The sequence below is a fragment of the Candidatus Arsenophonus triatominarum genome (assembly GCF_001640365.1).
Taxonomy (GTDB): domain Bacteria; phylum Pseudomonadota; class Gammaproteobacteria; order Enterobacterales; family Enterobacteriaceae; genus Arsenophonus; species Arsenophonus triatominarum.
Map to the genome: position 1 here is coordinate 24128 of NZ_LWMI01000017.1, position 14736 is coordinate 38863.

The 14736-nt window shown below is 38.1% G+C and carries 13 protein-coding genes and 8 pseudogenes; 13 read left to right on the forward strand and 8 right to left on the reverse strand.

The genetic code is table 11. The features are described from left to right. Positions 1–141 precede the first annotated feature (141 nt). From AYJ55_RS17580 to AYJ55_RS17595, 4 genes are read right to left on the reverse strand one after another with little or no spacing between them, the layout of a single operon-like run. Positions 142–675 (reverse strand): IS630 family transposase, encoded by a 534-nt coding sequence (locus tag AYJ55_RS17580; protein ID WP_162505677.1) that lies wholly within the window; start codon positions 673–675, stop codon positions 142–144. 28 nt (positions 676–703) lie between these two features. Further along, entirely contained in the window at positions 704–1237 is a 534-nt protein-coding gene (locus AYJ55_RS17585; RefSeq protein WP_162505291.1) for an IS630 family transposase, read from the reverse strand. Beyond that, complete coding sequence (locus tag AYJ55_RS17590) at positions 1161–1526, reverse strand: IS630 transposase-related protein (protein ID WP_063653415.1); 366 nt, start codon at positions 1524–1526, stop codon at positions 1161–1163. The genes AYJ55_RS17585 and AYJ55_RS17590 overlap by 77 nt, the downstream gene beginning before the upstream one ends. Positions 1527–1559: 33 nt before the next feature. Then, positions 1560–1847, reverse strand: a complete 288-nt coding sequence (locus AYJ55_RS17595; RefSeq protein ID WP_063653771.1) for an IS630 transposase-related protein — start codon at positions 1845–1847, stop codon at positions 1560–1562. A gap of 61 nt (positions 1848–1908) precedes the next feature. On the opposite strand from AYJ55_RS17595, the pseudogene istB reads away from it, so the two are divergent. After that, a pseudogene (gene istB / locus AYJ55_RS17600) lies at positions 1909–2647 on the forward strand (IS21-like element helper ATPase IstB). A 77-nt stretch (positions 2648–2724) separates the two neighbouring features. Here istB and AYJ55_RS36245 read toward each other — a convergent pair. After that, positions 2725–3570 (reverse strand): annotated as a pseudogene (locus AYJ55_RS36245) (IS91 family transposase); the annotation flags it as partial. 345 nt (positions 3571–3915) lie between these two features. On the opposite strand from AYJ55_RS36245, the gene AYJ55_RS17610 reads away from it, so the two are divergent. Further along, complete coding sequence (locus tag AYJ55_RS17610) at positions 3916–4104, forward strand: helix-turn-helix domain-containing protein (RefSeq protein ID WP_063657462.1); 189 nt, start codon at positions 3916–3918, stop codon at positions 4102–4104. Between the two features lie 37 nt (positions 4105–4141). Continuing rightward, complete coding sequence (trfA, locus tag AYJ55_RS17615; protein ID WP_063657463.1) at positions 4142–4987, forward strand: plasmid replication initiator TrfA; 846 nt, start codon at positions 4142–4144, stop codon at positions 4985–4987. A gap of 781 nt (positions 4988–5768) precedes the next feature. Here trfA and AYJ55_RS29580 read toward each other — a convergent pair. Beyond that, the gene (locus AYJ55_RS29580; RefSeq protein WP_162505678.1) at positions 5769–5954 is read right to left on the reverse strand and encodes a hypothetical protein; all 186 of its coding nucleotides are present in this window, start codon (positions 5952–5954) and stop codon (positions 5769–5771) included. Between the two features lie 30 nt (positions 5955–5984). On the opposite strand from AYJ55_RS29580, the pseudogene AYJ55_RS17620 reads away from it, so the two are divergent. From AYJ55_RS17620 to AYJ55_RS17650, 8 genes and pseudogenes are all read left to right on the forward strand, one after another. Continuing rightward, positions 5985–6182, forward strand: a pseudogene (locus AYJ55_RS17620) (IS256 family transposase); the annotation flags it as partial. A 74-nt stretch (positions 6183–6256) separates the two neighbouring features. Then, positions 6257–7163, forward strand: a pseudogene (locus AYJ55_RS33570) (IS3 family transposase); the annotation flags it as partial. A gap of 35 nt (positions 7164–7198) precedes the next feature. Then, entirely contained in the window at positions 7199–7564 is a 366-nt protein-coding gene (locus AYJ55_RS17635) for an IS630 transposase-related protein (protein ID WP_063653415.1), read from the forward strand. 130 nt (positions 7565–7694) lie between these two features. Continuing rightward, positions 7695–8021 (forward strand): annotated as a pseudogene (locus tag AYJ55_RS17640) (transposase); the annotation flags it as partial. Positions 8022–8043: 22 nt separating this feature from the next. After that, positions 8044–8304: pseudogene (locus AYJ55_RS26780) on the forward strand (integrase core domain-containing protein); the annotation flags it as partial. Continuing rightward, a complete protein-coding gene (locus AYJ55_RS26785; protein WP_245677429.1) occupies positions 8301–8447 on the forward strand; it encodes a hypothetical protein in 147 nt (48 codons plus the stop codon). The pseudogene AYJ55_RS26780 and the gene AYJ55_RS26785, both read left to right, overlap by 4 nt. 34 nt (positions 8448–8481) lie before the next feature. After that, positions 8482–8709 carry a hypothetical protein gene (locus tag AYJ55_RS17645; protein WP_063657465.1) on the forward strand — a complete coding sequence of 76 codons (228 nt, stop codon included), beginning with the start codon at positions 8482–8484 and terminating at the stop codon, positions 8707–8709. Positions 8710–8777: 68 nt separating this feature from the next. Continuing rightward, positions 8778–11060 (forward strand): pentapeptide repeat-containing protein, encoded by a 2283-nt coding sequence (locus tag AYJ55_RS17650; RefSeq protein ID WP_063657466.1) that lies wholly within the window; start codon positions 8778–8780, stop codon positions 11058–11060. Between the two features lie 358 nt (positions 11061–11418). On the opposite strand, the gene AYJ55_RS29595 is transcribed toward AYJ55_RS17650, so the two are convergent. Beyond that, positions 11419–11886: a transposase gene (locus tag AYJ55_RS29595; protein ID WP_162505681.1), complete on the reverse strand. Its 468-nt coding sequence runs from the start codon at positions 11884–11886 to the stop codon at positions 11419–11421. On the opposite strand from AYJ55_RS29595, the gene AYJ55_RS17660 reads away from it, so the two are divergent. Beyond that, positions 11885–12094: an IS630 transposase-related protein gene (locus AYJ55_RS17660; RefSeq protein WP_063654431.1), complete on the forward strand. Its 210-nt coding sequence runs from the start codon at positions 11885–11887 to the stop codon at positions 12092–12094. The two genes, AYJ55_RS29595 and AYJ55_RS17660, sit on opposite strands and share 2 nt — an antisense overlap. Positions 12095–12097: 3 nt before the next feature. Here the strand turns inward: AYJ55_RS17660 and AYJ55_RS17665 are convergent. Next, positions 12098–13236 (reverse strand): annotated as a pseudogene (locus AYJ55_RS17665) (IS3 family transposase). A 197-nt stretch (positions 13237–13433) separates the two neighbouring features. Between AYJ55_RS17665 and AYJ55_RS17675 the strand changes: the two are divergent. Next, a pseudogene (locus AYJ55_RS17675) lies at positions 13434–14666 on the forward strand (sialidase family protein). Positions 14667–14736 lie beyond the last annotated feature (70 nt).

The following is a 14736-nucleotide window of genomic DNA, read 5'->3' on the forward strand; positions in this document are numbered from 1 at the left end:
AGAATTATGAACACCCTCCCAGCAAGGGTTTGCCAATCTATCTCGCAGACTAATACGCTTAATATCCGTATCGTACCGCCCCTTGAATCTGTCAATTTGCAACACTCAATCAGCGTATATAGCTAGGCGACTTAATTTTGATTACAGCATATGTATTAAAAACAGGTCATCGATAGTGCATCCTGTTTCCATCTTTTTACGTTTAGCTTGAGACCATTTATGTTCTATAGGATTTAAATCTGGTGAATACACAGGCAAATATTTTATCTGGTGTCCTGCGTTTATAATTGCCTGTTCAATATTCTTACCTTTGTGAAAGCTAGCGTTGTCCATAAAAATAACAGAATTTTCAGGAAGTTCTGGGAGCAATATTTTTGTGATCCAAACATAAAAAACATCACGATTAATATTGCAATCAAATAATCCGATAGCAAAAAGGGTTGTTCCCAATAAAGCGCCAATAACATTTGTTCTTCCCTTAGCACCCCAGTTTTTCAGGCCAAAACAACGGTGACCTTTTGGGGAATAGCCGTGAGTTCGTGGAGTGTCATGTGAAAAACCACTTTCATCAATAAAAACAACAGATTTATCTTTTTTTTCATACTGTTGTCTTTTTTGCTGATGTGCCAGCCTGTCGCTTTCGTTGGTTTTTGGATGGAATAGAGTTTTTTTTATAGGTTATAGCTAGGCGACTTAATTTTGATTACAGCATATGTATTAAAAACAGGTCATCGATAGTGCATCCTGTTTCCATCTTTTTACGTTTAGCTTGAGACCATTTATGTTCTATAGGATTTAAATCTGGTGAATACACAGGCAAATATTCTATCTGGTGTCCTGCGTTTATAATTGCCTGTTCAATATTCTTACCTTTGTGAAAGCTAGCGTTGTCCATAAAAATAACAGAATTTTCAGGAAGTTCTGGGAGCAATATTTTTGTGATCCAAACATAAAAAACATCACGATTAATATTGCAATCAAATAATCCGATAGCAAAAAGGGTTGTTCCCAATAAAGCGCCAATAACATTTGTTCTTCCCTTAGCACCCCAGTTTTTCAGGCCAAAACAACGGTGACCTTTTGGGGAATAGCCGTGAGTTCGTGGAGTGTCATGTGAAAAACCACTTTCATCAATAAAAACAACAGATTTATCTTTTTTTTCATACTGTTGTCTTTTTTGCTGATGTGCCAGCCTGTCGCTTTCGTTGGTTTTTGGATGGAATAGAGTTTTTTTTATAGGTTAATCCCAGCTTTTTAAGGGATTGCCAAATAGTCTTTTTACAAACACCGAATCGCTCTGCCCGTTCCTTTTGGTAAGCATCTGGATACTGTTCCACATCTTTTGCTAAAGCATTTTTATCGAGCTTCCTCTTACGTGGCGTTGAATTTTTTGGCTCTGGTCGTTTAAGCCAACGTACTAAAGACGCTTTTCCAATACGGAATTGTTTCGCAGTTTCTCGAATTGTTAAACCTTCGGCTTTCCTTACAGATATTACTTTACGTCGAAAATCAATTGTATAACTCATAACACACCTTGTAATCAAAATTAAGTCGCCTAGCTATAATCCCAGCTTTTTAAGGGATTGCCAAATAGTCTTTTTACAAACACCGAATCGCTCTGCCCGTTCCTTTTGGTAAGCATCTGGATACTGTTCCACATCTTTTGCTAAAGCATTTTTATCGAGCTTCCTCTTACGTGGCGTTGAATTTTTTGGCTCTGGTCGTTTAAGCCAACGTACTAAAGACGCTTTTCCAATACGGAATTGTTTCGCAGTTTCTCGAATTGTTAAACCTTCGGCTTTCCTTACAGATATTACTTTACGTCGAAAATCAATTGTATAACTCATAACACACCTTGTAATCAAAATTAAGTCGCCTAGCTATATGAAGCATTGCTGGGAGGTGAACATGTTATTGCATGAACAAATTGAACACCTGAGTGAGTCATTGAAATTAAATTCTGTTCCGACTCATTGGTCATCACTTGCCGAATAGTGCATCGCCTAAGACAAAAGCTACGGAGAGTTTTTACTGTCCCTATTAAAATGTGAGCAACAACAACGAGATGAACGAACTCGCAATCTCTTTAGTCGGATGGCGGGATTCCCAACGCACAAAGAACTTAGTACGTTCGATTTTAAGTTTGCAACGGGCGTTCTTAAGCAACAAATACGGGAATTAAGCGCATTAACGTTTATTGAGCGTAATGAAAATGTAGTGTTGCTTGGCCCAAGCGGTGTAGGCAAAACGCATTTAGCTATTGGATTAGGATTAAAAGCAGTACAGGCCAAGAGGAAAACCCGCTTTACGACAGCGGCTGAACTGATATTGCAACTCTCAACGGCTAAACGACAAAATAAGCTCAAACAATATCTATCACGTTCGGTGATGGCACCGAAGTTGCTAATCAATAGATGAGATTGGATACCTACCGTTTGGGCGAGAGGAAGCAAACCTATTTTTCAATGTGATTGCCAAGTGTTATGAGCATGCCAGTGTTATATTGACGAGTAACTTATCATTTGGGCAATGGCCCAGTGCCTTTGCTGATGACGTAACATTAACCGCCTCTATGCTTGATCGTTTACTTCATCATTCGCATGTACTGCAATTGAGCGGTGAAAGCTATCGATTGAAAGAAGATTAAGCGGCGCTCAGGAGCAATAACCGAGTAAAACAGTGGATCAATTTTGATTGATCGTATTTAACTAAAAAGTGGATCAGTTTTCGGTGATCGTTGACAATCCGGTGGTCATAGTAATGATGGACAACCGCTCCCCCTCGGTAATGCCGCAGTTTTGACGCAGATATCGGTGGGCGTTTAAGGTAACGACCTAGGTATTTTACGTTATGCCACACCTCTTTCGTTTTCTTGGCAAAGTGCACTTTCCAGTAACGCCGCCACTGCTTCCGGTCACGGATATGCCCAAGACAGGGAAGCTGGCCAGGATTTATCAGGTCATAACTGTAACGCAGCAGCCTGATGACAACGCCTCGCCAAATTTCTTCGACTATTCTTTTTTTTGAAGAACAAGCTCACGCCATACACCATGTTCACTATCCAAACCATCCGGGTGACGGAGACATGGATATGCGGATGTTGATTGAGCTGTCTGCTATAAGTGTGCAAGGCACAGAAGATACCGATTTCGATACCCTGTTTGCGCGCCCATTGCAGCATAGCTCGGGTGGCGGCGCGAAACAAGGCGTTAAGTAGCGGCCAGTTATTGTTGAAAAAAGGCCAAAGGAGATGGGGCATGGTGAAAGTAATATGTTGCCAGTCGCAGTCGGGTAAAATATGAACCTGCAGTGCTAACCACTGCTCTGTGGCTTTGAAACCGCATGAGCTGCAGGCTTTTGACTTACAGCTCTGGCAGAAAAAACGGCTGTGAGAACAATCAGGCGAAGCACAACAATAGCGTCGGACACCCAGGAACAAGCGCCGCAGGCAAGCATACGCTCGACAGAGAGACGGGTCCACGAACAGAGGCTGTCACCGTGTTTTTCGAGGAATTTATTCCAGCCGTCATCGATGGTGAAAAGCAGTTTAGCAGGACGCGGGATATACATCTGAGTAAATTACCCTATAGGTATCTTTTCGCAGAGTATAAAACAGTACTCAGCTCATTAACGTCCCCGAAGCAGTGTAGCTGCGCCGCTCACGCGGCGCGTGCTACGTTCTCACCAAGGTTATCCTAATTCTAACTAATTCTTGTGTTTATAAACTATTTTGACTGAATCTAAGCAAATTTAATAAATATAATACATTGTAATTAAAGTTATTTTTTCCAAATAGGTATCCGCTATCCCGTGATTTTATAGTGATAAGCTATTAATAATATAATTTTTGTTTGACATGTTTAACTTGATGAACTATTATTCAAAATAATTAATAAATTAAAAATGGATATGATTGTGAATGATCAAATTGATATCAGGGCTAAGAACTTTAAATCTCAATTCCTAGAAATGAATAAAGAGATAATTTCTGATATGAGGAATCAAGGGGCATCTTTTCAACAAATCGCTGATTTTTTATATGAAAACAAAAAAATAAAAGTTAGTTCAATAACTATTTCAAGGTTTTTGAAACGTAATTCATAATTGATTATTAGTGGTATACAAGCGCGGGCAATACTACATGGCTAAATTACTGCAAGATCGTATTGATGCTATAGCAAATGCTATTAAGCAAATAGACAATAAAAAGTCGAGGGGCGATCAAAAACAAGATAGCGGTTGTGTTAACCATGTTTTGCCTTGTGTTTCTGATAATAAAAGAGCCATTCCTAATGTGATTTTACGCAGTTCGCTTTTTGGTGTTGTAGGTAAAGGTACAAGGGAATATCAAAAAGATGTTTTAAAGGCTACAGTCGGCGATATTACTATCAAGTATACGGGGGATCAACTTGATCAATCAGATCTGGACGTTTATTTGGAATGTCTTAGGCGATTATCTAATATTCCCCTAGGAAATCATGTTAGATTTTCTGTATATAATTTTTTAAAGTCACTAAATCGAAATACAGGGAAAAGAGATCACGAATGGATTAAATGTTGTTTTATTAGGCTAACATATTGCACAGTAGAAATTAATGATTGCAAACTATATTACACAGGACACTTAATAAATGAGATGTTTCGTGATGAGACTAGCGGTGAGTTTGTAATCTCTTTAAATAAGAGTATTTCTGTTTTATTTTCAGATAAAAAATGGACTGGATTACAATTAAAAGAACGGGAAACGCTTAACGGTAAACAGTTAGCAAAGTGGTTACACGGTTTTTTTAGTTCACATGATAAACCATTCCCATACAAGGTTGATACATTACGAGTTTTATGTGGTAGTGATGTGAAGTTTTTAAAAACTTTTAAGCAAAAATTAAAAAAGGCACTTACAGATTTATCTACTGCAACAGGATGGAAATGTTGGATAGATAAAAACGATCTTGTGAGAATTAAGAAGAAAAAAGTATATATTCAATAAGTAAGTTAAATAAATCGCTCTGAAGTAGTGCTGAAGACACCACTTCAAAGCTAATCCAAAACCTAGCAATAAGTAGGAGTCGGACTATGCGAAATAGTACCTTCCGTGTGCTTATCTGTGAAACACCGAATAACACAATTAAGCTGTTTGTTGAAGAATCCCGCAATTTACCCCTTAGTCAGCGTGCCCGAATTCTCAAGCGAGTGGGAGGTGCAGCATGAAATCCGAGATGATTAAATTCTTTTTGAGTAGTGGTGTTCCCTGTGGTTTTAGCGATAATGAGGGTAAAGTCGATACCAACGTCAAAATGACAGACTTGCATCTATTCAATAATTTATTCACAAGAGATTGTCGGATTTGTTAGAAAGAATAGACATTGTAGTAGCTCAGACTTGATGTATAAGAAATTAATACCCGAAATGGTTACTCATTAACCTGCGCCATGATGAAATCCTTTTTATTTTCTTCTAAATTTTGCCAAAATTATCACGAGTTTCGCACCAATAAAAAAACGCTCTATTTTTAAGTTTAATTCAGCATAATATATAAATAGACAAAATCTTATAAATTAAAAGCAACTTATTGTAATTTAAACAAATTTATACGTTTTAGTAACTTGCAAATTAACCATTGCTTTTAAGCCATTTCTGGAATTTTATATGCCTGTGCGAAACTCGTGATTATGTTGAAGGTTGAGATAAGGAACGGAATAGATGGTTAAAAAACGATTAATTATTAATCAATTTTGAACAAAAGGATAGATCTACCCTGTCGTGAGTTTTTATCGCCACCGCAAACAAGCCAGATCATGGTGATGTGCCATAAGTTCTTTACGATTCAATCCAAAATTCATTCCTGCGAAAAGTAATTTTTTCCCACATAAGAGACAAGCAAGTGGATCGACTTTAAAGACGTGTTGATACATGTTTCGCCAGGTGACTTGGTAGTGTTCAAAAATCTGTGTCATATCTTAAACTCAAAAAAAGAGGTATGACATATGAGAAATCAATCATTTAATTTTAATGAAGCGTTAAAGCAATTACAATCAGGTAAAAATTTACTCGGTACGGATGGAATACTCACACCACTCATAAAACAGCTTACCGAAGCTGCCCTGCAGGCAGAAATAGAACACTCCCTATCGACAACGTCAATCGATACGCGTAAAAATGGCTATACTCGAAAAACGGTTAAATTGTAGTGGCATACTAAATTTGGCCACCTAAGTTGAGGTGATATGCTTACCTCATAATTTTTATAGGTGCCGAAATGAGTAAAATAATTACTGCTGAATTTAAATGTGAAACCGCCAAATTAGTCCTTGACCAAAATTACACCTACCAGGAAGCCGCGAAAGGCATGAACGTCAGTCTTTCAGCGATTAGCCGGTGGGTAAGAGCCCTTCGTTTAGAACGTCAAGGGAAAACATCGCCTGGTCTGCCATTAACACCTGAACAAATTGAGTTCAGAGAAATGAAGAAAAAAATCCACCGGCTGGAAATGGAGAATGACATCTTAAAAAAGGCTACTGCGCTCTTAATGTCCGACTCACTGAAAAATTTTCGGTAGTTGAAAAGCTAAGAGTGCTTTATCCGGTGAAAACTTTGTGTCGTATTTTTAATGTTCACCGAAGCAGTTATCGCTATTGGTGTCGGCCTAAGGAGCCAAGTATTGAGCGGACGATAAAACGTAGCCTAGTCAGCGAAGTGTGGAACGTTAGTGGCGGCTCTGCTGGCGCAAGACTATCGCCACGATGGTTACCAATACACACAACGTGAAACTTGGGCGGTGGTTAGCGGGTAAGTTGATGAAAGAATTAATCATCGTCAGTTGCCAAGAGCGAAAACATAAATACAACCGCGGTGGAAATGAACGTATTGATATTCCAAATCTGCTCAATAGGCAGTTCGCTGTTACAAAGCCTGACCAGGTTTGGTGCGGCGATGTAACCTATATTTGGACAGGCTCACGATGGGCCTATCTGGCTGTGGTATTGGATTTGTTTGCCCGAAAACCGGTGGGCTGGGCAATGTCATTTGCACCAGACTCAGAATTAACCGCCAAAGCACTACAAATGGCTTGGGAACTACGTGGGCATCCCAAACAGGTGATGTTCCATAGTGATCAGGGAAGTCATTATACCAGTCGTCAGTATAGGCAGGCATTGTGGTGTTATAGCTAGGCGACTTAATTTTGATTACAAGGTGTGTTATGAGTTATACAATTGATTTTCGACGTAAAGTAATATCTGTAAGGAAAGCCGAAGGTTTAACAATTCGAGAAACTGCGAAACAATTCCGTATTGGAAAAGCGTCTTTAGTACGTTGGCTTAAACGACCAGAGCCAAAAAATTCAACGCCACGTAAGAGGAAGCTCGATAAAAATGCTTTAGCAAAAGATGTGGAACAGTATCCAGATGCTTACCAAAAGGAACGGGCAGAGCGATTCGGTGTTTGTAAAAAGACTATTTGGCAATCCCTTAAAAAGCTGGGATTAACCTATAAAAAAAACTCTATTCCATCCAAAAACCAACGAAAGCGACAGGCTGGCACATCAGCAAAAAAGACAACAGTATGAAAAAAAAGATAAATCTGTTGTTTTTATTGATGAAAGTGGTTTTTCACATGACACTCCACGAACTCACGGCTATTCCCCAAAAGGTCACCGTTGTTTTGGCCTGAAAAACTAGGGTGCTAAGGGAAGAACAAATGTTATTGGCGCTTTATTGGGAACAACCCTTTTTGCTATCGGATTATTTGATTGCAATATTAACCGTGATGTTTTTTATGTTTGGATCACAAAAATATTGCTCCCAGAACTTCCTGAAAATTCTGTTATTTTTATGGACAACGCTAGCTTTCACAAAGGTAAGAATATTGAACAGGCAATTATAAACGCAGGACACCAGATAGAATATTTGCCTGTGTATTCACCAGATTTAAATCCTATAGAACATAAATGGTCTCAAGCTAAACGTAAAAAGATGGAAACAGGATGCACTATCGATGACCTGTTTTTAATACATATGCTGTAATCAAAATTAAGTCGCCTAGCTATATCAGATGACCCAAAGTATCAGTCGCAGAGGGAATTGTTGGGATAATAGTCCGATGGAACGATTCTTCCGTAGTCTGAAGACCGAATGGGTGCCAACGACTGGCTACCAAAGCTTTAGTACTGCTCAGTCAGCCATTATTCGCTACATAACCCACTACTATAGCGATATAAGACCTCACTGGTATAACGGTGGATTAACGCCAAACGAATCAGAGCGACTGTTCCGTGAACAGTCAGGTAGGGTGGCTAATTTTAGTTGACCACTACACCCCTTAAAACTAGCTATGGGAATGCTCTTGATGAAGGACGGGCATTATATGAAACACCATTCAAAAGTTTGAATTTAATTGCTAGAGCTATGGTTGAAGAGATTCATGATTTAATTAATGATTTCATGTTATGATAAAATCATGTCATTACTAATATGGTTAGATTTTATGAAATTACCTAGTAAAAAAATTAAAATTGCTCCACCGCCAGACAATGAACCAACGTTAAACGTGACAGGTAAGAATGTTCAGCCTAATACAATTATAAAGTCTATTCAAATAAAGGTTTCTATTAATAAACATAAAGAGATGAAAACATATGCAGCTGAGCAAGGAATAACAATTACTGAAATGCTCCTTGCTGGTTATGAAATGTATAAAAATAAAATAAAGTAAAGATGTGTCTGTAGTATGTATTGACCAAAATGTTTGAGTGCAAGTCAATCCGGAGACAGGTGAGCGTTTTGGTCGCAAGTATTACCGCAATAATGGTACATAAGCTAATCCCTTTTAAGTTGAGAGAGCGTTTATATAAAATGAGAATAGAAGGTTTAAGCGGAAGATGGGCACTGGACGCAATAAATGCATTTGAAGCAAATGACATTGTAGAGAAATTACGCTCCGAACTTTCAATAGAAGAACGCCAAACTCTTTTTAACCGGTTGTTTGCATTGAAACATGAGAATTTAAAAGAGTTTTCAGCTGCATTGATTAACCTTGAAGAGATTAATATGCATAATATGCAGCTACCTCAAATTGAAATCATTCATTCCTATTTAAATAATATTAACGCAACTAACTCTAATTTACAAAACGCTAATCTTAGTCATTCTGAATTCAAAAATTCCATACTGAGAAATGTAAAGTTGCAAAAAGCCAAATTGATAGGTGTTAATTTTAAGAATGCGGTTCTTGAAGGCGCTAATTTGCAAGAAGCCGATTTAACAGAATCTATTTTAAAAAAAGCAAAATTAAATGACGCAAACCTTGAATCAGCTGTTTTAAAAAATGCTAATCTTAGAAAGGCTGTTTTAAAAAATGCTAATTTGAAAAGCGCTAATTTAGAAAAAACTGATTTATCTGAAGCTAATCTGGAATATGTTAATTTTGAAAATGCCAACTTAGAAAAAGCTGATACTCAATATGCTCTTATGTCTTATGCAAGTTTAGAGGGTGCTAATTTAAAAGATGCTATTTTAGCTTACTCTGATTTAGATAATGTCGATTTCACTGAAGCGACTTTGGATGAGGCTATTTTAAATTATTGCAAGCTAGATAATGCAAAATTCGATGGTGCTGCATTGAACAATGCAGAGATAAATGATGCATCTTTAATTGGGGTTTCATTTTTTGGCGCAACACTAGATGGTACTTCTATATCTTTTAAATTACCTAATGAATGGAATGAGAACACCCTTGATACATATATAAATCATATAACCAATGAGAATACTGGTAGCATTCTAACTACATTAGGTAGTATTGATGATGAGTATTTTAATCTAAAAATAGAATTAGCCAATGATTTAATTAATTCACTTCGCAAAGCAAACGCCAATATTACATCAGTTGCCGAACCGCTTATTGATGTTTTATCTAAAGAAGTATACCAAACTGATAGAAACATTTTCAATTTCATGCAAGAAGTATGTCATGGATATTTTTCTAGGTATAATACGAATATCTTACTCAAGCCAAGAGAATCTGTTCTTAATGCTGCAATTAACTTTTTCAATCGCGATTTATCTTTGACGACTTCTGGTGAGTTTAATGCTGCTTTTATACAGTGCATTCAAGATGCCATAGACATTCCTGAAATGAAAGAAAAAGCGATTGGATTGTATAATGGATATCTTTCCCAAGCCCAGATAAGGCCGTTATTAACAAGAGAAACAGATTTAAAATCATTCTTTGGAAATTATTCAGGTCAACCTGACTGGTCAGACATTGATAGTAATAATTATATTTTGCTATCCCCAGTAAATAATCAAAGATCAATGATGTTGTCATCTAGTAATCTCGATAAAATGCGTAATCCAAAGGAAACTATAAGTTGGGGTAATTTTTATCTATTTGATAATGGCAATATTTTACCAATAGGTAACTTGAATTTTGAAGATATATTTAAAGCACAATTTCCGCTGTTCTCTGGTCCTTACGCTTATTCTTTACGGAGTGTACGTTTTAAAAACTTACTGGATTTACTGGATCTCGGCGGAGAGCTTAATCAGAAGTTTTTATTAGCACTAAATCAGAGAATTATAACTAATGTTAATGATAAAATGGTTAGTAATGTGAAACAAACTCAATTAAGCGAAATTTTTAATGAAAAACTTGATTTTGATGAAAATAGTAATCCTTTTTTAAAGCTGGAGCATTATAATGAAATATTAGGGGTTTATAACTTGACTTGTGACAGCGAACAAGAAAAAGCAAAAAGTTTTTTATCCCTTAGCGCTGTTTTTAGTCGTTATTCATCTAGCGAGGTATTTGGTACAGAACTCGATTCCCCATTGGCACTACGGTATTATAGCTCAGCACTCATGCGTAAGGCCCATGAACTCAGTTCAGCAGTTTTTATTGGGGGTAGAGACAACGTAGACCAATTCGTAGACTGGAATAACAGACTTCTTGGGATGGGTGGTTCTTTCTCTTGCACCGCAATCTTATCAAATATGATGATAGAGCATGCAAAAGCTAAATTTCCTGGTGTCATAAATTCTCTACTATCGCCAGCATGGAGCTAAGCGTTTACGCTGTATTGACTGGTGTTGAATATGTCAGCTAGAGACTCAAAGGGTCAGAAAATTCATATTCTTATAAACCACGAGTTTCGCAATCTCCAAAAAAAGAAGTATAAAGTTCATGTATAGGAAATTAATACCCGAAATGGTTACTCATTAACCTGCGCCATGATAAAATCCTTTTTATTTTCTTCTAAATTTTGCCAAAATTATGTTGTGAAGGTTGAGATAAGGAACGGAATAGATGGTTAAAAAACGATTGATTGTTAATCAATTTTGAACAAAAGGATAGATCTACCCTGTCGTGAGTTTTTATCGCCACCGCAAACAAGCCAGATCATGGTGATGTGCCATAAGTTCTTTACGATTCAATCCAAAATTCATTCCTGCGAAAAGTAATTTTTTCCCACATTAAGAGACAAGCAAGTGGATCGACTTTAAAGACGTGTTGATACACGTTTCGCCAGGAGACTTTTTTAGCGGGTTTTTTATCTTGCTGGGCTAAGGGATAAATGACCTCCGTTAACATTTTTCGCATCCGTGCTGATGGACTTAAAAAGCCGTAATAGCGGATCATGTGAAACCATTTTTCTGGCACATGAGACGCAAACTGGGTAATAAATTCATCGGATGTCATGACCAGGTCTTCCTGTTTTTTCGTGCGGTGGCTCTTATAGCGTAACGTGATGTTATCTTCGCCGGAATAATGTTTTAAGCGACTGAGCGAGACAGGGGGTTTCTTTAGATAAAATCCGAGATAAAGGGTGACATGGGTAATATTGGAAAGAATATAGCTAGGCGACTTAATTTTGATTACAAGGTGTGTTATGAGTTATACAATTGATTTTCGACGTAAAGTAATATCTGTAAGGAAAGCCGAAGGTTTAACAATTCGAGAAACTGCGAAACAATTCCGTATTGGAAAAGCGTCTTTAGTACGTTGGCTTAAACGACCAGAGCCAAAAAATTCAACGCCACGTAAGAGGAAGCTCGATAAAAATGCTTTAGCAAAAGATGTGGAACAGTATCCAGTGTAGTGGTCAACTAAAATTGGCCACCCTACCTGACTGTTCACGGAACAGTCGCTCTGATTCGTTTGGCGTTAATCCACCGTTATACCAGTGAGGTCTTATATCGCTATAGTAGTGGGTTATGTAGCGAATAATGGCTGACTGAGCAGTACTAAAGCTTTGGTAGCCAGTCGTTGGCACCCATTCGGTCTTCAGACTACGGAAGAATCGTTCCATCGGACTATTATCCCAACAATTCCCTCTGCGACTGATACTTTGGGTCATCTGATAACGCCACAATGCCTGCCTATACTGACGACTGGTATAACCTGTTTGGGATGCCCACGTAGTTCCCAAGCCATTTGTAGTGCTTTGGCGGTTAATTCTGAGTCTGGTGCAAATGACATTGCCCAGCCCACCGGTTTTCGGGCAAACAAATCCAATACCACAGCCAGATAGGCCCATCGTGAGCCTGTCCAAATATAGGTTACATCGCCGCACCAAACCTGGTCAGGCTTTGTAACAGCGAACTGCCTATTGAGCAGATTTGGAATATCAATACGTTCATTTCCACCGCGGTTGTATTTATGTTTTCGCTCTTGGCAACTGACGATGATTAATTCTTTCATCAACTTACCCGCTAACCACCGCCCAAGTTTCACGTTGTGTGTATTGGTAACCATCGTGGCGATAGTCCTTGCGCCAGCAGAGCCGCCACTAACGTTCCACGCTTCGCTGACTAGGCTACGTTTTATCGTCCGCTCAATATCTGGCTCCTTAGGTCGACACCAATAGCGATAACTGATTCGGTGAACAATTAAAAATACGACACAAAGTTTTCACCGGATAAAGCACTCTTAGCTTTTCAACTACCGAAAATTTTTCAGTGAGTCGGACATTAAGAGCGCAGTAGCCTTTTTTAAGATGTCATTCTCCATTTCCAGCCGGTGGATTTTTTTCTTCATTTCTCTGAACTCAATTTGTTCAGGTGTTAATGGCAGACCAGGCGATGTTTTCCCTTGACGTTCTAAACGAAGGGCTCTTACCCACCGGCTAATCGCTGAAAGACTGACGTTCATGCCTTTCGCGGCTTCCTGGTAGGTGTAATTTTGGTCAAGGACTAATTTGGCGGTTTCACATTTAAATTCAGCAGTAATTATTTTACTCATTTCGGCACCTATAAAAATTATGAGGTAAGCATATCACCTCAACTTAGGTGGCCAAATTTAGTATGCCACTACACTAACTAATTGATGGAATGATTGAGCATTATTTAATTACTGCACTAAATCTTTGATAAGAATTACCTCAAAAAGACTCTTCTGTGCCATTCGTCACATAAACAGGAGTAACGGTAATAATCTGTTTGACCAGGCATGTATTTAACCGCAAAATACTGTACATGTATACATCATTGGATGTATATACATGATTTTATTAAGGAAAGAGTATGACTGTACAAAAATCCGTGGTTTTTAAGGCTGAAGATGAAACTTTTACCGATCAGAAAGGTAATTATATTATTGGTAGCGGCTCTGGAGGAACAACCAAATATTTTCGTATTCCAGCAATGTGTACAACCTCAAAAGGTACCATTGTTGTATTTGCTGATGCGCGCCATAACACTGCCAGCGATCAGTCCTTTATTGACACAGCGGTGGCCCGTAGCATAGATGGAGGGAAAACATGGAGTAAAAAAATTGCGATTTATAATGACCGTGTAAACAGTAAACTTTCCCGCGTCATGGATCCCACATGCATCGTGGCGAATATTCAGGGAAGCGAAACAATCTTAGTCATGGTTGGCAAATGGAATAATAATGATAAAACATGGGGTGCATACAGAGATAAGGCACCAGACACGGATTGGGATCTGGTCTTATATAAATCAACTGATGATGGCGTTACCTTTTCAAAGGTGGAAACGAACATTCATGATATCGTGACTAAAAATGGAACTATATCTGCAATGCTTGGAGGTGTTGGATCTGGTCTTCAACTAAATGACGGTAAACTAGTTTCCCCGGTACAAATGGTTCGCACTAAAAATATCACTACAGTTCTAAATACATCATTCATATACTCCACTGATGGCATAACATGGTCATTGCCATCAGGATACTGTGAGGGTTTTGGTTCAGAAAATAATATCATAGAGTTTAATGGTTCTTTGGTTAATAACATCAGAAACTCTGGTCTCCGCCGTTCTTTTGAAACAAGAGATTTTGGAAAAACATGGGCTGAATTTCCTCCGATGGACAAGAAGGTTGACAACAGGAATCATGGAGTACAAGGTTCAACAATTACTATTCCATCAGGTAATAAACTTGTTGCGGCTCATTCATCTGCGCAGAACAAGAATAATGACTATACCAGAAGTGATATCTCTCTCTATGCTCACAATTTATACTCAGGGGAAGTAAAGTTAATTGATGATTTTTATCCGGAGGTCGGTAATGCCAGTGGGGCTGGTTACTCTTGTCTTTCATATCGTAAAACTACAGATAAAGAAACACTGTATGTTGTATATGAAGCCAATGGAAGTATTGAGCTCCAGGACCTTAGCCGTCATTTACCAGTACTAAAATCATACACTTAACCATCAAGAAACAGCCATTGCTGCTATATGTTATATAGCAGCAGTTTCTACTACATAACCATATTTTTAT